This window comes from Phyllobacterium sp. 22552, assembly GCF_052044585.1.
In the GTDB taxonomy this organism is placed as follows: Bacteria; Pseudomonadota; Alphaproteobacteria; order Rhizobiales; family Rhizobiaceae; genus Phyllobacterium; species Phyllobacterium ifriqiyense.
Window position 1 is genome coordinate 47,530 of the sequence record NZ_JBQENG010000009.1, and the last position, 16,216, is coordinate 63,745.

General features: G+C 52.6%; 15 protein-coding genes. All 15 read right to left on the reverse strand.

Going from position 1 to position 16,216, the window contains the following annotated elements:
- Positions 1-174: 174 nt before the first annotated feature.
- The 15 genes from glmM to ACTJI9_RS19865 all read right to left on the reverse strand — a co-directional run bounded on the left by glmM (position 175) and on the right by ACTJI9_RS19865 (position 16,208).
- Positions 175-1,518 (reverse strand): phosphoglucosamine mutase, encoded by a 1,344-nt coding sequence (glmM, locus tag ACTJI9_RS19795; protein ID WP_440810476.1) that lies wholly within the window; start codon positions 1,516-1,518, stop codon positions 175-177.
- A gap of 256 nt (positions 1,519-1,774) precedes the next feature.
- Positions 1,775-3,706 carry an ATP-dependent zinc metalloprotease FtsH gene (gene ftsH / locus ACTJI9_RS19800; RefSeq protein ID WP_115054277.1) on the reverse strand — a complete coding sequence of 644 codons (1,932 nt, stop codon included), beginning with the start codon at positions 3,704-3,706 and terminating at the stop codon, positions 1,775-1,777.
- Positions 3,707-3,799: 93 nt separating this feature from the next.
- Positions 3,800-5,173 (reverse strand): tRNA lysidine(34) synthetase TilS, encoded by a 1,374-nt coding sequence (tilS, locus tag ACTJI9_RS19805; RefSeq protein ID WP_440810478.1) that lies wholly within the window; start codon positions 5,171-5,173, stop codon positions 3,800-3,802.
- A complete protein-coding gene (gene ybgF / locus ACTJI9_RS19810; RefSeq protein WP_307280659.1) occupies positions 5,148-6,107 on the reverse strand; it encodes a tol-pal system protein YbgF in 960 nt (319 codons plus the stop codon). Before ybgF ends, tilS begins: the two co-directional genes overlap by 26 nt.
- 158 nt (positions 6,108-6,265) lie before the next feature.
- Complete coding sequence (gene pal / locus ACTJI9_RS19815) at positions 6,266-6,766, reverse strand: peptidoglycan-associated lipoprotein Pal (RefSeq protein WP_115054218.1); 501 nt, start codon at positions 6,764-6,766, stop codon at positions 6,266-6,268.
- A 231-nt stretch (positions 6,767-6,997) separates the two neighbouring features.
- A complete protein-coding gene (gene tolB / locus ACTJI9_RS19820; protein ID WP_336442116.1) occupies positions 6,998-8,305 on the reverse strand; it encodes a Tol-Pal system beta propeller repeat protein TolB in 1,308 nt (435 codons plus the stop codon).
- 44 nt (positions 8,306-8,349) lie between these two features.
- Positions 8,350-9,456 carry a hypothetical protein gene (locus ACTJI9_RS19825; RefSeq protein WP_440810481.1) on the reverse strand — a complete coding sequence of 369 codons (1,107 nt, stop codon included), beginning with the start codon at positions 9,454-9,456 and terminating at the stop codon, positions 8,350-8,352.
- A 6-nt stretch (positions 9,457-9,462) separates the two neighbouring features.
- Positions 9,463-9,912: a protein TolR gene (gene tolR / locus ACTJI9_RS19830; RefSeq protein WP_115054215.1), complete on the reverse strand. Its 450-nt coding sequence runs from the start codon at positions 9,910-9,912 to the stop codon at positions 9,463-9,465.
- Between the two features lie 39 nt (positions 9,913-9,951).
- Positions 9,952-10,659 (reverse strand): protein TolQ, encoded by a 708-nt coding sequence (tolQ, locus tag ACTJI9_RS19835; RefSeq protein WP_008128090.1) that lies wholly within the window; start codon positions 10,657-10,659, stop codon positions 9,952-9,954.
- 238 nt (positions 10,660-10,897) lie between these two features.
- The gene (ybgC, locus tag ACTJI9_RS19840) at positions 10,898-11,335 is read right to left on the reverse strand and encodes a tol-pal system-associated acyl-CoA thioesterase (protein ID WP_115054214.1); all 438 of its coding nucleotides are present in this window, start codon (positions 11,333-11,335) and stop codon (positions 10,898-10,900) included.
- Positions 11,335-12,375: a Holliday junction branch migration DNA helicase RuvB gene (gene ruvB, locus ACTJI9_RS19845; RefSeq protein WP_440810484.1), complete on the reverse strand. Its 1,041-nt coding sequence runs from the start codon at positions 12,373-12,375 to the stop codon at positions 11,335-11,337. The genes ybgC and ruvB overlap by 1 nt, the downstream gene beginning before the upstream one ends.
- Positions 12,376-12,414: 39 nt before the next feature.
- Entirely contained in the window at positions 12,415-13,032 is a 618-nt protein-coding gene (gene ruvA, locus ACTJI9_RS19850) for a Holliday junction branch migration protein RuvA (RefSeq protein ID WP_115054212.1), read from the reverse strand.
- On the reverse strand, positions 13,029-13,556 hold the full coding sequence (gene ruvC, locus ACTJI9_RS19855; RefSeq protein WP_440810487.1) for a crossover junction endodeoxyribonuclease RuvC: 528 nt from the start codon (positions 13,554-13,556) through the stop codon (positions 13,029-13,031). The genes ruvA and ruvC overlap by 4 nt, the downstream gene beginning before the upstream one ends.
- Positions 13,557-13,630: 74 nt before the next feature.
- A complete protein-coding gene (gene rcdA, locus ACTJI9_RS19860; protein ID WP_370878838.1) occupies positions 13,631-14,164 on the reverse strand; it encodes a protease adaptor protein RcdA in 534 nt (177 codons plus the stop codon).
- A gap of 394 nt (positions 14,165-14,558) precedes the next feature.
- Positions 14,559-16,208: an acyl-CoA synthetase gene (locus ACTJI9_RS19865; RefSeq protein ID WP_440810489.1), complete on the reverse strand. Its 1,650-nt coding sequence runs from the start codon at positions 16,206-16,208 to the stop codon at positions 14,559-14,561.
- Positions 16,209-16,216 lie beyond the last annotated feature (8 nt).

The following is a 16,216-nucleotide window of genomic DNA, read 5'->3' on the forward strand; positions in this document are numbered from 1 at the left end:
CATCGCAGCGGATGCCACCAATAGTTGTGATCCGTACTATGAGTGGAAAAAGTTAAATCACGCTTAACCGTGTTTATTCACCATATCTATTAAGGTTAATAAATTCTCACCGCGACAACGGACAATAAAAAAGGCCCACAAGGGGCCCTTTCTTAACTTGGTGAAATTCACATTCTATGCAGCTGACGAAATGACCGAAATAATGTCATTTACAACTGACTCCACCAGCTTGCGATCGTCCCCTTCCGCCATGACGCGGATCAATGGTTCTGTGCCAGATGGTCGAATGACAAGGCGGCCCGATGTGCCCAGACGACCGCGTGCGTCGTCAATCGCGCTTTTCACGTGCTTGTTCTCAAGCGGCTTTGTTCCCGTCGTGCGAACGTTCTTGAGAAGTTGCGGGACAGGTTCGAATTTGCGGCAAACCTCACTGACAGGTTTTTGCAATTGTTGAACGACTGCAAGTATTTGCAAGGCTGATACGAGACCGTCACCCGTGGTCGAGAAATCTGAAAGTACGATATGCCCCGATTGCTCACCACCAATATTGAAACCATGGTTTCGCATATGTTCAACGACATAACGATCCCCCACCTGCGTGCGCGCCAGTGTCAGGCCCCGATTGTCAAGGAAGCGTTCAAATCCAAGATTTGACATGATGGTAGCGACAACCCCGCCCCCGACAAGGCGGTCCGATTCCTGCCATGACTGGGCAATCACCGCCATCAGCTGATCGCCATCAATGATCGCGCCGTTTTCATCAACAATAAGCACACGGTCTGCATCACCATCCAGCGCAATACCAATATCGGCGCGAACCTCGTGCACCTTCTTGATTAGGCCCAAAGGATGGGTGGAACCGCAATCTTCGTTAATATTTGTGCCGTTCGGTTCATTGTTGATGGTAACAACCTCGGCGCCCAGCTCCCACAGGGCGGCCGGTGCCACCTTGTAAGCTGCGCCATTGGCACAATCGACAACAATGCGCAGACCAGCCAGCGAGATATTCTTGGGCATGGTACGCTTGGCAAACTCGATATAGCGATAGATGTCACCATCCACACGCTTGGCACGCCCAAGCGCTTCGGAAGCAGATAGCCGATCGGCAAGATTTTCATCCATCAATCGTTCAATTTCGAGTTCGATAGCATCTGAAAGCTTGAACCCGTCCGGCCCGAACAGTTTGATGCCGTTATCCTGAAACGGATTGTGCGAAGCCGATATCATCACACCTATGTCAGCGCGCAACGACCGGCACAGCATCGCCACTGCGGGCGTCGGGATCGGGCCCAGAAGGAAAACATCCATTCCGGTTGACGTGAAGCCAGCCACCAAAGCGTTTTCGATCATATAACCGGAAAGTCTGGTATCTTTGCCGATAACGACGCGATTGCGATGCTGACCGCGTTTGAAGGCGAGTCCGACAGCCATGCCAACTTTCATGGCGATATCGGGTGTCATGGGATAGGCGTTTGCCTGTCCACGAATGCCATCGGTGCCAAAATATTTGCGAGCCATATACGGTTATCCAGTTGTTGCGACACGTAGGCGTATAACGGCTACGATTATGGTTGAGTGGTCTTGCTTATTGCAGAAGGACATCTCTTTCGCAGTTCACAAATTGTGTGAGGATTATACTAGAGCAAGTTTCGTTCACAAATCCCTCCCGCAGAACAATTCTAGTTAAGCAAGAAGGACTCTAAATACCGAGGCCTAAACAATTCGTGCAAAAGCGGCCGGTTTTCACCAGCCGCCTTTTTCATTCTTGTTGCAATCACGATTGCGGTTGAGGTTCTAGACCTTTGTCCGGCTCATCGCCCTTACGTGGTTTCTTGGCTCCGGCCTTGGGCACAGCCGATCCACGCGAAGGCGGTGTATCATCCCCAAGGTCGCGGGCAGGCTTGTTGCCAGCCATCAATGCCTTGATTTCTTCGCCGGTCAGCGTTTCATATTCCAAAAGGCCTTCCGCAATCGCAATCCATTCCTTTTTCTTCTTCGTCAAAATGGTGCGAGCAGCGCTATAGGCATCGTCAATCAGCTTACGCACTTCCGCATCAATCAACTGCGCTGTTTCTTCAGAAACATTCTGCGTGCGAGCGACTGAATGGCCGAGGAACACTTCTTCCTGGTTCTCGCCATAAGCAACCTGTCCGAGTTTGTCGGAGAAACCCCAACGCGTAACCATGGCACGGGCAAGCTTCGTTGCCTGTTCAATATCTGACGAGGCACCGGAGGTGATGTTTTCCTTGCCGAATTTGAGTTCCTCAGCAATTCGTCCACCCATCATGATTGCAAGGCGGGAAATCATCCACTTGTAACTCATGGAATAACGATCCGCTTCCGGCAACTGCATGACCATTCCAAGAGCCCGACCGCGCGGAATGATCGTCGCCTTATGCAAGGGATCTGCCAGTGCTACGTTCAGCGCCACGATAGCATGACCTGCTTCGTGATAGGCGGTCAGTTCTTTTTCTGCCTGCGTCATCGCCGTCGAGCGGCGTTCGGCCCCCATCATGATCTTGTCTTTAGCGTCTTCGAATTCCTGCATGGTGACAAGGCGTTTATTGCGCCGTGCAGCCATCAAAGCACCTTCATTGACAAGATTCATCAAATCGGCGCCCGAAAAACCCGGCGTACCACGTGCCAATACTTTAAGATCGACATTTGGTGCCAAAGGTACGTTGCGCACGTGAACCTTGAGAATTTTCTCACGACCGGCAACATCAGGATTTGGAACAACGACTTGTCGGTCAAAACGACCCGGACGCAGCAATGCTGGATCAAGAACATCCGGACGGTTGGTGGCGGCGATCAGGATAACACCCTCATTGGCCTCAAAACCATCCATCTCGACCAGCAACTGGTTCAATGTCTGTTCGCGTTCATCATTACCGCCACCAAGACCTGCACCACGATGGCGACCTACCGCATCGATTTCGTCGATGAAGATAATGCAAGGAGCATTCTTCTTGGCCTGCTCGAACATGTCGCGAACGCGGGAAGCACCCACACCGACAAACATTTCCACAAAGTCCGAACCGGAAATGGTGAAGAAGGGCACATTGGCTTCGCCGGCAATGGCGCGGGCAAGCAAGGTTTTACCGGTACCGGGCGGCCCGACGAGCAAGACACCGCGTGGGATACGTCCGCCCAAGCGCTGGAATTTTTGAGCGTCACGCAGGAACTCGACGATTTCCTCAAGATCTTCCTTGGCTTCATCGACACCAGCCACATCCTGGAAAGTAACCCTGCCATGCGCTTCGGTTAGAAGCTTGGCCTTGGATTTGCCAAACCCCATAGCGCCACGCGAGCCGCCTTGCATCTGTCGCATGAAGAAAATCCACACGCCGAGAATAAGGATCATCGGCAGCCAGGAAATCAACATACCAACCAATGAGGTCGAACCGTCAGATTCAGGGCGGGCAGCGATCTGAACATTCTTGCTTTCCAAACGGCCGACCAGACCCGGATCGCCGGGTGAATAGGTCTGGAAGTTGGAGTTGTTGTCCGTATACGTGCCTGTGATGCGATCACCAGTGATGGTTACCGACTTCACGCGTCCGCTGTTCACATCAGTGATGAATTGCGAATACGGCACATCACTCGATGCTGAACGCGATGTAGGGCTTTGGAAAAGATTGAACAACGCAATCAGAAGCAGAGCTATTATCGCCCACAGCGCGAAGTTCCGGTAGTTAGGATTCATGTCAGGTCCCATCAATTGCACCCGCAAACGCGGAATTTGCATGTAACATAGGTTCGAAGCGCGCCCTTGCCAAGGCTAGCATTCGACTTCAGCTCAATTCTTGTTAATCTGGTTTACAGGATAGCGCTTGTAAGCCGGTATTTTGAGCATCGTAGCAACGCATTGCGCCAATAATTGGTCGTATCCTACGAGAATATTGTCAAACAAGCCAACATAACGCTCGATTATCAATCCTTCAGGCAATTTACCGTGATCATCAAAGATAGGACTGTGCCTGACGCCATTCATGACAATAGCCGGGCTCGACTGGGCTGACGGACCGTGAACATTGTCCATCCGGCTTTTCAATTCAGCAAGTCCCTGCACGCCGTAAGCATCAATGATGACAGAGCGCTTTCCGGCATTGGTCAATCTATAACGTCCGTCCCAGATCACGGACATTCCGGGCTCAACGGTCAGCGTAGGAATTGAACGCATTTCGCGATAGAGCAAAGTATTTTCTGGTCTCGTTTCAATGATGCAACGCCCGATCGAGAGCTTGCTATGCGTGTCAGCCTCTTCGATAAATTTCAGTGCTTTTCTGCATGATGTTGCAGAGGGCAAAAAAGATTGGCCTCCCATGATAGCAAGCAGCACGCCAACAGCCAATTCTTGCACTCCCGGCTTCTGCTGATACCAATTTTCCCGGTTGATCTGCGCCTTGATGCCGCCCAATACCGTTACGCAGCTCGGCAATGCCGTCGCTACCTCCGCATTGAGATTCAGCCGCTTTGATGCCTTGTGCTTGATTTTTGATTGAAGTTCGTCGAGATCATTTTCCTGAATGCTTTTTCGAACCCGGACACGTTCATATTTAAGACTATCGTTCGAGGGGTCGTCTTTCCACGTCACTCCAAGCATCCGCAGATAATCTCGAAGCTCTTCACGGCGCATGTTCAACAGCGGTCGCACCAGCCACACTTCGCGCTCCAGCAAGGTCGCAAGCGCCATGCTTGCCTGCCCACGCTCGCTGCTATCAGCAACGCTGCGATCAGAGCGCATCAGGAATGTTTCAACCTGATCATCAAGCGTATGGCCTGTGAGGATTATCCCTGCTCCGGCATCGCGCGCTACATCACATAGAAGCTTGTAACGTATCTCACGCGCCTTGGCAGAAAGGCCCGTGTCTGGTTTTTGTCCGTGCCATGACAATATCCGATGGGAAATTCCTGCTTTTTGGCAAAGTTCGGCGACATAATTTGCTTCATCGCGGGATTCTGGTCGAAGCCCATGATCAATTGTTACAGCTACTATTTCGGGAAAGGACGGCCGGGATTTACGATAATCGAGAAGCAGATAGAGCAGCGCCAAAGAGTCACTACCGCCGGAAACCGCAACGACGATCGATCGCGAGCCTTCAAAATCAATTGCCGAGAAGATGCCGTTCAGATTGATCGTTTTTTCAGCACTTATTGGCAGCACGCTCATTCTTCACGCGCTCTTTGATCGCCGCCGAAATGTTTGGATATCTGGAAGTAACAGATGCAAATGTCGCGCAAGCCACATCATGATCTTTCATTTTTGCCAGCGTCATGCCCAGTTTGAGCAGATTCTCCGGACTTTTCTTTGAATCCGGAAATTGCTTGTGATTGTCCAGAAAAACCGATGCAGCCTGTTGGTAGCGGCCCTGCCCGAAAAGCGATTCTCCAAGCCAGTAGCGGGCGTCGGCATCAGCTGGATCATTGGGAAAGCGGTCGACATGGCTACGGAATGCAACCTCTGCGCTGCGATAATCGCCCGACAGGAAAAGTTGATAGGCCTGGCTGTACAGTGCTTTCGGATCATCGGTCTGCGGTAGAGCGGCGACAGTTGTGTTATCCGCCTGCTCAGGATCTTCGTTGCGCGTTCCACCGATTACGTTGCCATTGGCATCAAATTGAATCTGTCCGAGCGTTTGCGGCGGTACGCCAAACACCGAATTGTTGGAAGGATCAATCTGTGGGTCAATAGCAGCGGAATCGGTGGAGGCATCTGTCGATGCCTCCGTATTATGCGGCGCGCGGGGAGCTTCGGCGACCGTCCGGTCGCCCTTGCCGCCAGCGTCGGAACGCTTGCCCTTTTCAAGTTCCTGAAAGCGGAACTCATTATCGTCCTGAACTTTCCGCATTTGCTCTTGCATTTGCAGAAGCTGGAAGTTCAGTTCTTCGATTTTACCGGTCAGTTGCCTGATCTGCTCTTCCAACTGGCTGACACGAGGATCACCCGCTTGTGCCATGAGAACAGGCGCATCCATAGCGCCGACCGTCGCCTTGGGAGCTGGCGGAAAAACCCCGCCGCCTCCACTGGCCGCGTGGCTCGCGCCGGTTGCCAGTAATGGCACCAGCGTCATCGCCACTACAAAACTCTTCAATCGTTTGTTCATTCCTTTACCGCCCCTGATATGGGAATTTAACACTGCAACCTTTTGCAGCAGCCCTATCTATCATGAGCAAGGCGACTTCGGCCAAATTTTGTTTCAACATGTTATAAAATACAAAAAGCGGCCCTAAAGCCGCTTTTTATCAACTTTTAACAGTAGGCTTAGCTGCCAGCGCCACCGAGAACGGTGATTGCACGACGGTTCTGCGACCAGCAGGATTCCGAATCGCAAACCGCGACAGGGCGTTCATTACCGTAGGACAGTGTCTTGATGCGCTGGGCTGGAACTCCGCGCGCCGCCAGGAAGTTGCGGGTAGCGGCTGCACGGCGCTGGCCAAGGGCCAGATTGTATTCGCGAGTGCCGCGCTCGTCGGCGTGACCTTCAACAGTGATTGCATAGTTAGGATAACGCTGCAGCCATTGCGCCTGCTTTGACAGGGTCTGCTGAGCATCAGCACGGATAACTGACGAGTCAACGTCAAAGAAAATACGGTCGCCAACGTTAACTGTGAAGTCCTGCGTCGAACCGGGCGTTGCAGCGCCGGCACCCAGGCCGAGGTCGCCGGCACTGTTGACTGGCTTCTTGGCGCAACCCGCGATAGCGAGCGACAGGAAGAGGGCGACGAAAACTGGACTGCGAGCGATCATTTCGAAGCGGCGCATGAGCCTGAACTCCTTGAGAATTGGATTTGTTTCGGTGAACAAGCAGTAACCATATTGAGGTTAAGACCAATTCAAGAAACAGGGTTAATCCACTCTTAACATCAGGATTAACGGCGAAACTTAATGGTTGTGCCGCATCCTTAATGCAAGGAATGCGGCGGAAAAACGACATTCCCGGCGATGTTGGAAAACAACGCCGGGAATCGCCTTAATTCATCAAAACAGGTGCCTTTATTCCAGCAATGGCGACCAAGCCGGGTCAGAAGCCAGATTTGGAGTCTGGATTTGCCGCAAGTTGCGTCCTGTCAAATCGACGGTCATGAGATGCGGGCTGTTTGAGCCGGGAGGCATGCGGAAGAACATCAGCACGCGACCGTTTGGCGCCCATGTAGGACCTTCATCATGATAACCGCTTGTCAGAATACGCTCGCCGGAACCATCGGTTTTCATCACACCGATGGAAAATTGTCCGCCGGATTGTTTGGTGAAGGAAATAAGATCACCGCGAGGAGACCAGACCGGGGTTGAATAAGAACCGTCGCCAAATGAGATACGCTGCGGATTGGAGCCATCGGCGCCCATCTTATAAATCTGCGGGCGTCCGCCGCGATCAGACTCGAACACGACCTGCGTTCCATCTGGCGAGTAGGATGCGCCGGTATCGATTGCAGAAGTACTCGTCAGACGTGTCGTCGTGCGGCTGCGCAGATCCATCGCATAAACATTGGCACTGCCGTCTTCCTGCAGAAGACTCATCACAACCTTTTGCCCATCTGGCGAGAAGCGCGGCGCAATCGTCATGCCGGGAAAATTTCCGACAAGTTCGCGCTGGCCGGTCTCAAGCTGCAACAGGTAAATCTGCGGCTTGCCACCTTCATAGGACATATAAGTGATTTCCTGACGGCTCGGTGAGAAGCGCGGTGTCAGAACGAGGTCCTTGCCATTGGTCAGGTAGCGCACATTCGCGCCATCCTGATCCATGATTCCAAGACGCTTGATGCGTTTTTCCTTGGTGCCGGATTCATCAACGAACACGATGCGCGTATCAAAATAGCCCTTTTCACCTGTCAACCGCTCATAGATTGCGTCAGCAATAATATGGGCAACACGGCGCCAGCTGTCAGGGGAGGTAAAAAACTGCTGACCTTCAAGCTGTTGGCCAGCAAATGTATCCCAAAGCCGGAACTCTGCCTTCAGCCTGCCATCACCTTGCTTGGTCACGCGGCCGGTGACCAGTGCTTGCGCATTGATAACCTTCCAGTCTTCAAAACGGGGCGCAGCATCTGGATTGGATATCTTCTCAATGAAAGCTCCCTTGTCGACCGGGGCAAACAATCCTGAGCGTTCGAGGTCGGCAGCGATAACACCAGAGATTTGAGCGCCAAGCTGATCGCCAGACAAGAAGTCGGTGATAGCAATGGGCAATGGCTCAACAGTGCCTTTGGTAATATCAATTACAACTTCTGCACGCGCTGGCAGCATGACTGTCGTTGCCAGTGCGAAAAACGCAACAAAAGCGGGGAGGATAACACGGAACATTTTCATCATAACTTAGGGGCCCTCATCTGGCTGGCCAATTGGCGTCAGAACATATCGCGTGGATCGAAATTCACCGTTACTTCTGACCAGGTGTCGTATTTATCTTGCGGCAAGGAATACGGAGCACAGCGCAAAACGGCACGGCGAGCACTTTCGATCGCAGCGCGTTGAACGGTCGAATTTCCAGAACCACTTACTTCAGGGGTGCCTTCAACCTCCCCTGACTGTGTCAACTTCATCTTGACCGTGACTCGTAAACCTTCAGCATCTTCCGCACCAGCTGGGATATTCCAGCATTTTTGAATAGCCCCTTTCAACGCCTCCATTTCACTAACACTCAGCTTGGCGCCCGTACTCGGACTACTTGAGCCAAGCGAAGCTTGATCCGTTGAGCGTTTTGCCCCACCACCAGATGCTTTCTGAGCATTCAGCAATGCTGCAACCTCATCAGCAATGCCCTTATCTTTGGATGGCGTCGAGGCAGTCTGTGTCTGCTTAGGTTTTTCGACCGGTTCCTTGCGATCAGGCGTCTTGGCAGTCTGCGCAGGAGGCGTGGGCTTCGCCTGTGGCGTCGCAACCTTTTCCGGCAATTTGAACTCTTCTTCGGCAGGCTTTTCGGCTTGCGGAGCAGGTTCAGCCTTTGGCGTTTCAGCGGGTGCTGGCTCAGGCTTTATGTCGTTGATCGCTTCGGCAACAGGGTCAGGCTTGACCTCCTGCTTGGGCTCCGGCTCTGGCTTCACTTCTGTAGCGGGTACAGATGTTGGCTTCGGCTCAGGCTTTACTTCCGGTTTCGGTTCAGGCTGAGGCTCCGGCTTGTCTACCGGTGTTTCCGAAGGCTTTGGTGCCTCTGCAGCTTCAACTAGCTTTGGTTTGGTTTCAGGCGTTGGCTTAGTGTCTGAATCAACCTCGCTGTCACCGAGATTTTGTGCGTCGGGAATCGTTTGCGGCTTTTGTGTCGGCTTTGGTGCCGGTTTCTCGTTCTTTTCGGCCTTTTTGTCACCCTGCTGCAACTCAGTAACATCGGACACAATGTCAATGGGCATGGATTCCGAGTTAGCCATATCCATCGGGGTTGGCGCAGAAAACGACAACAGACCCCAGCCGAGCAAAGCGGCGTGGATTATTGCTGAAGATGTGATGCTGCCCCGCATAATGGATTAGTTACCTTCCGGCAGACTTACGAGACCGATGTTCTTGAAACCCGAACCCGATATCTGTGCCATAACCTTCATGATCGTACCGTAGTCAGCAGCCTTGTCGCCCTTGACGAAAATGCGTTCTTTATAGCCTGTCTTGGCGATTGCCTGCAGTTTGGGCACGATTTCTTCAAGAGGAATTTCTGTTTCCTGGAGATAGATCTGACCTTGCTGGTTGATCGTTACATAGATCGGATCCGCTTCGCTATTCAGCGTCTGCGCCGATGTTTCCGGCATATCGATCGGCACACCAACGGTCATCATCGGTGCGGTTACCATGAAGATGATCAACAGCACGAGCATGACGTCGACCAGCGGTGTCACGTTGATCTCGCTCATCACGCCCTTGCTGTGCCGACCGCGACGGCGGCGACTACCACCAGAACCATTATTTCCTATAGACATGCCCATGGCATCAATTCTCGCAATTGCTGTATCTGTTGCGCAGGCTTATGTACGCGGCAGTTTCTCATCGATTTGCCGCGATAGTATGGCGGAAAACTCATCGGCGAAGCCTTCCATGCGGGCGGTCAATTTACCGGCATCACTTGAAAGCTTATTGTAGGCAATAACCGCAGGAATAGCGGCGACAAGACCAATTGCCGTCGCCAAAAGCGCCTCAGCAATACCCGGTGCGACGACCGCCAAACTTGTCGACTTTGAGCCCGCAATACCCATGAACGATGTCATGATACCGATAACAGTTCCGAAAAGACCAATGAATGGACCGGCAGAACCGATGGTAGCGAGCGAAGTCAGCCGGGCAGCGAGATAATCGCTTTCGCGGGCAAGTGCCACGTCCATCGCCTTGTCGATACGCATCTGTAAAGCAATGGGTGAGCGGGCGCCCTTTTCGAACGACTTCTTCCATTCGCGCATCGCAGCGATGAAAATAGCACCCATTCCCGTTGTACGCTTATCGCCAAGATTGCGATAGAGTTCCTCAAGCGATTGGCCGGACCAGAAAACCTGCTCGAAGCGGTCAAATGCACGTTTGGCCCGCCCAAAGCCGAGACTCTTGTCGAGAATGATACCCCAGGTCCAGATTGATGCACCCAGCAATCCCACCATCACGAGCTTGACGATAAAACCTGCCTGCCAGAACAATCCCCAGAGGGAAACATCTGTATGAACGGCAACGGCTGTTAGATCTTCCATATTTATCCTCGAATCCGAAAACCCGGCTTGTTGACCGGGGCACAATCGTTTCAATCCAGATGAGCCACGTTTAAAAACCGGATTTATTTCCAGTAACCTTAACGCGGCTTCTTTACGTTAATTTTGGTAAAACGAAGGCGTTAACGCCAAACGCCCCGTTTCATAGCCTTATTCATGATTTGTTATGGTTAAGGATCAGTTATGATTCATGGGACTGATCAATATAAATGGCAATATCTTATGTCCGTGGATTGAAAAGCTTGACCCACTCTGCCGGAAATCTTCGCGGACGACCTGCATTATTGACCATCGCTGCCTCGACAACAGCCGAGATGAGCAAATCACCGTTGCGTTTTATAGCCTGATGCATTTCCACCCGCGCTCCCGATATGGCGGCAGTGTGAGTTTCAACCGTTAATACATCGTCGATGCGGGCGGGCGATCTGAAATCGATTTCCATCCGGCGAACGATCCAGACGAGATTTTCACCGAGTTTTCCTTCGGCAAGTTCCGTATGGTGTACCCCCAGCAAGCGCAGATAATCCGTGCGACCGCGTTCCAGAAACTCCAGATAACGCGCGTGATAGACGACACCTGAGAAGTCCGTATCGGCATAATAGACCCGGGCCTCAAGCCTGTGCCCCTCATCTGTCAGCGCGCCAGCCAACCCGCTCATCAGTCGTCATCCTGAAAAAGCGCGATCTGCTGCTGAACTATGTCGGCAGGCGCGGTCAATCCCAGATGTTTCCAGGCATTCACGGTCAATACCCGTCCGCGCGGCGTGCGTTGGAGAAAGCCCTGTTGGATCATGTAGGGCTCAATGATATCTTCAATAGCGTCACGCGGCTCTGAAAGCCCAGCGGCTATTGTTTCAATTCCCACCGGCCCGCCACCAAAATTATGGGCAATCATCGCCAGATAGCGTCGGTCCAGCTGGTCAAGGCCAAGCCTGTCGACTTCCAGCCTTAATAGCGCCGAGTCGGCAGTTTCACGGTCGATCTTGTCTTTACCATCGACAATGGCGAAGTCCCTCACCCGGCGAAGCAAGCGTCCGGCAATGCGCGGTGTCCCGCGTGAACGCCGGGCAACTTCCAGTGCGCCATCATCCGTCATGCCGATTCCCATGATACGCGCACCGCGACGCACAATGTGCTCCAGCTCCTCAACGGTATAGAAATTCAGCCTGACGGGAATCCCAAAACGATCACGCAAAGGCGTTGTCAGCAAGCCAAGCCGGGTGGTCGCGGCAACAAGTGTAAATTTTGCAAGATCAATCTTCACGGATCGGGCCGCTGGTCCCTCGCCAATAATCAGATCGAGCTGATAATCTTCCATAGCAGGATAGAGGATTTCCTCGACTGCAGGATTCAACCGATGGATTTCATCAATGAAAAGAACGTCATTTTCTTCCAGATTGGTCAGGAGCGCCGCAAGATCGCCTGCCTTGGCGATCACTGGTCCGGAGGTCGAGCGGAAATTGACGCCAAGTTCTTTGGCCATGATCTGCGCCAATGTTGTTTTGCCGAGACCGGGAGGGCCAACAAAGAGCACATGATCCAGCGCTTCACCGCGCGACTTGGCAGCTTCGATGAATACTTTCAAATTGGCGCGCGCCGCTGCCTGACCCACAAAGTCGGCAAGGGTTTGCGGGCGCAGCGAAGTATCAATATCTTCCCCGCGCTTTTCCGGTGTTATCAGACGGCTTGCATCACTCATGCGCCTGTCCTCGCATAGACTGCACGTTCAGACAATGCATCACCGTGACAGCTCTTTCAGCCCCAACCGTATCAATTTCGCCGAATCCGCATCCTCGCCGGCATTTTTTAACGCGGCGGCAATGGCATTGGCAGCCTGGTCGCGTGAATAGCCAAGATTGGTCAGCGCTGAAACAGCATCTGTAACTGGCGCAGGGGCGACGCCCTCACCCAGTTCCTGTTTGAGCCCGATGGTTCCCATTGCTTCACCCGCAAAGGCGGGAGCTTTGTTCTTCAGCTCCGTCACGATTCGCTCGGCAACACGCTTGCCGACGCCGGGGGCTCTTGAAACCATCGCGATGTCACGCAGCGCTATCGCGTTGGCAAGATCAGATGGCGTCAGAGTGCCGAGTACACTCAAAGCAACCTTGGCACCAATTCCCTGAACGCTCTGCAAGAGCCGAAACCACTCGCGCTCGAGAGCGGTTCCAAAGCCGAACAAGCGGATAAGGTCTTCACGCACATAGGTTTCAATCAGGAGCACAACCGCTTCACCAGCCGCCGGGAGATTGGATAAAGTGCGCATTGAGCAAAATACAACATAGCCAACACCGTGCACGTCGACGATCACGTGATCTTCGCCAATTTCGTCTACAGTACCCTTGAGTTTACCAATCATGCCATTGCCGCCAATTTTTGTTCGATCAAAAGACGGCCGATTGCGCTCTGTCGGTGATGTGCATGGCAAATGGCGACGGCTATAGCATCGGCCGCATCATCCGTATCGAACACTGCCTTAGGCATCAAAACCTTGACCATCATATGAATTTGCTTCTTCTCGCCATGGCCGACACCGATGACGGCTTTCTTGACAGCGTTGGGAGCGTATTCCGCAACCTTCAGTCCTGCAAGCGCGGGAACGAGAAGAGCTATCCCTCGTGCCTGCCCCAGTTTCAGCGTAGCAGTCGCGTCCTTGTTGACGAAAGTGTGCTCGACAGCCGACTCGTGCGGTTTCTGATCGTGGATGACACCGGCAAGCCCATCATGCAACTGGCAAAGCCGGGAGGCGAGATCAAGTTTCGCATCGGACAAAATCGTCCCGGAAGCAACGAAACGCAGCGAATTACCCAGCGTTTCAATGATGCCCCAGCCTGTGCGGCGGAGGCCGGGATCAATACCGATGATGCGAATCGCTTCTTTCATTGCCAAACCTTATCTGCGTGTCATTTAACATGACAGCACAAAGGTGAACAAAAGCGAAACAAACGTTGGAAAAATTATCGATGCCCGAAAGCAGTTGCCAAAAGGCTGATCTGATCCGACACGGGATTCGTCGACATGAAGCGATCATGCTCAATGCCCGCTCCGTCATTGTAGATTTCATCATCCATCTGGCGAACGCGCGCTTGCAGCCTCAATGAACGATGAACAATATCGCAGTAGGAAAGCGGAATCTCATCCCAGCCCTCCACTGTTTCAGGTGCCGAATCCGTATCAAGCCGAACCTTGGCTTTTTCTGACATGACTTGTTCAAGCGTCATCTCGCCACTGCGCGACGCCCTTTGCAGCAAAAGCCACGAAGCGACCTGCATCAAGCGTGTCGTCAAGCGCATCGATTCGGCAGCGTAAAGCGTGGCTGCGGTCCGTGAAAGCCGACGCGCGGCCTCGCGACCCTCGCCGTCAAGATAGGCCGCCGCCTCCTCAACAAGGTTCATTCCTTCATCGTAGATGTGATTGAAACTTTCGGAGCGAACCATACGATCTGCAAGCCGGATCGTGTTGTCTGCCTTGAATTCCTGTTCACCCATCATATGCCCTGTCATCTAAAATATGCGCTGCCGCAATCCGCTATTTTCGTCAAAGCAGTAGCCCCTTACTGAAGGAGGAGCCGGAACAGCACAACGGTCGGCGGGCAGTAATCCCCGCAACCTGCCCGTATGTGCACAGTGACGCAAGTTTATCCTTAATAAAGGGTTAACGGCAGGGCGATCAGCGAATGGACAGAGGATATAAACATAAAAAAAGAGCCGCAAAAACGAGGCGGCTCTCAGGAGTCTAACAGGGAGGCGTCAAACAAAGTGGCCAAACCACTTGGTAAGAATCCAGAAAACTGGATGACTTATTTATAGATTGTAATGCTTAACGAGTGGTTAACCTGAACAAGTCGAGAAAATTTGCCTAAAAAGCTGCATTCGTTCCTGCTGGTTACAGATCACCTATTTCACGTGCCCTTTTGCGCAATTCAAACTTTTGGATTTTGCCGGTTGATGTCTTGGGTATTTCCTCAAACACCACATGCCTGGGACATTTATAGCTCGCCAGCAACCCTTTACAATGAGCCATCAACTGCTCAGCAGTCGCTGTATATCCCTGTTTCATTTCGACAAAAGCCAAGGGTGTTTCGCCCCACTTTTCATCAAGTCGGGCCACTACGGCACAGGCACCCACACCCGGAAATTTATAGAGCGCGTCTTCCACTTCTATGGAGGAAATATTCTCTCCGCCCGAGATAATGATGTCCTTGGAACGATCCTTAAGTTGAATATACCCATCCGGATAGGTCACGCCCAAATCGCCCGAATGAAACCATCCGCCCGCAAAGGCTTCATCGCTTGCTTGGCGATTTTTCAAATAACCTTTCATAACGATATTGCCGCGAAACATGACCTCGCCGATAGTTTCGCCATCTGCCGGCACTGGCTCCATGGTTTCCGGATCGAGCACTGCAAGGTTCTCCAGCGCTGTATAGCGGACCCCTTGCCGTGATTTCTTGACAGCCTGTGACGATGGAGAAAGCAGGTTCCATTCATCCTGCCATTCATTCACCACCGCAGGGCCATAGGTCTCCGTAAGCCCATAAAGATGCGTCACTTCAAACCCTGCCTCTGCCATACCGGCCAGTATGGATTCAGGCGGCGAAGCTGCCGCGGTGTTAAACGAAACCGTCTGGGGGAATGTCCTTTTATCGCTCTCGGCGGCATTGATTAAGGTCGACATGACAATGGGTGCGCCACAAAGATGCGTGACGCCATGATCGGCAATCGCATCGTAAATCGGCTTTGCCCTGACCCAGCGAAGACAGACATGGGTCCCGAACTGTAACGCCAACGTCCAGGGGAAGCACCAGCCGTTGCAATGAAACATTGGCAACGTCCAGAGATAAACGGGATAACGCCCGAGCCCTGAGGCAACAATATTGCCATAACCCATCAAGGCTGCGCCGCGATGGTGATATACCACACCCTTGGGATTGCCCGTGGTGCCGGATGTATAATTGAGCGTTATTGCATCCCACTCATCATCAGGCATCGACCAGAGATAGTCCGGATCGCCGCTTTGAACGAAAGCCTCATAGTCCAGTTCACCAATCCTGGGTCCCTGTGCATGAGGCGCATCCTCGGCGTATTCCGTATCCACGAAATCAATGACAATCGGCTTAACCTTCGCCAGCTTGAGCGCTTCGTTGAATACCTTTGAAAACTCGGTATCGACAATCGCGATCTTCGTTTCCGCATGGTCGAGTTGAAAAGCAATAATCGCCGGATCCAGCCGCGTGTTCAGTGAGTGCAATACGGCTTTTGTCATGGGCACGCCAAAATGTGCTTCAAGCATAGGCGGCGTGTTGGAGAGCATCACCGTAATGGTGTCACCTTTACCGATGCCCTTGTGGGCTAAGGCGGAAGCAAGTTGGCGCGTCCGTCGATAAAAAGTGCCGTAATCAGTCTTTTGCGAGCCATGGATTATGGCAATTCTGCCAGGATAAACACGCGCCGCACGCTCCAGATAGGAAAGCGGCGTCAACGGCTGATGGTTTGCCGGGTTGCGATCCAGATCCTGCTCGAAAATATGGCCCATACAGGTCG

Excerpts from the sequence above, each read along its gene's own strand:
- glmM (WP_440810476.1), bottom strand. The coding sequence starts at position 1,518 with ATGGCTCGCAAATATTTTGGCACCGATGGCATTCGTGGACAGGCAAAC.
- ftsH (WP_115054277.1), bottom strand. The coding sequence starts at position 3,706 with ATGAATCCTAACTACCGGAACTTCGCGCTGTGGGCGATAATAGCTCTG.
- tilS (WP_440810478.1), bottom strand. The coding sequence starts at position 5,173 with ATGAGCGTGCTGCCAATAAGTGCTGAAAAAACGATCAATCTGAACGGC.
- ybgF (WP_307280659.1), bottom strand. The coding sequence starts at position 6,107 with ATGAACAAACGATTGAAGAGTTTTGTAGTGGCGATGACGCTGGTGCCA.
- pal (WP_115054218.1), bottom strand. The coding sequence starts at position 6,766 with ATGCGCCGCTTCGAAATGATCGCTCGCAGTCCAGTTTTCGTCGCCCTC.
- tolB (WP_336442116.1), bottom strand. The coding sequence starts at position 8,305 with ATGTTCCGTGTTATCCTCCCCGCTTTTGTTGCGTTTTTCGCACTGGCA.
- ACTJI9_RS19825 (WP_440810481.1), bottom strand. The coding sequence starts at position 9,456 with ATGCGGGGCAGCATCACATCTTCAGCAATAATCCACGCCGCTTTGCTC.
- tolR (WP_115054215.1), bottom strand. The coding sequence starts at position 9,912 with ATGGGCATGTCTATAGGAAATAATGGTTCTGGTGGTAGTCGCCGCCGT.
- tolQ (WP_008128090.1), bottom strand. The coding sequence starts at position 10,659 with ATGGAAGATCTAACAGCCGTTGCCGTTCATACAGATGTTTCCCTCTGG.
- ybgC (WP_115054214.1), bottom strand. The coding sequence starts at position 11,335 with ATGAGCGGGTTGGCTGGCGCGCTGACAGATGAGGGGCACAGGCTTGAG.
- ruvB (WP_440810484.1), bottom strand. The coding sequence starts at position 12,375 with ATGAGTGATGCAAGCCGTCTGATAACACCGGAAAAGCGCGGGGAAGAT.
- ruvA (WP_115054212.1), bottom strand. The coding sequence starts at position 13,032 with ATGATTGGTAAACTCAAGGGTACTGTAGACGAAATTGGCGAAGATCAC.
- ruvC (WP_440810487.1), bottom strand. The coding sequence starts at position 13,556 with ATGAAAGAAGCGATTCGCATCATCGGTATTGATCCCGGCCTCCGCCGC.
- rcdA (WP_370878838.1), bottom strand. The coding sequence starts at position 14,164 with ATGATGGGTGAACAGGAATTCAAGGCAGACAACACGATCCGGCTTGCA.
- ACTJI9_RS19865 (WP_440810489.1), bottom strand. The coding sequence starts at position 16,208 with ATGGGCCATATTTTCGAGCAGGATCTGGATCGCAACCCGGCAAACCAT.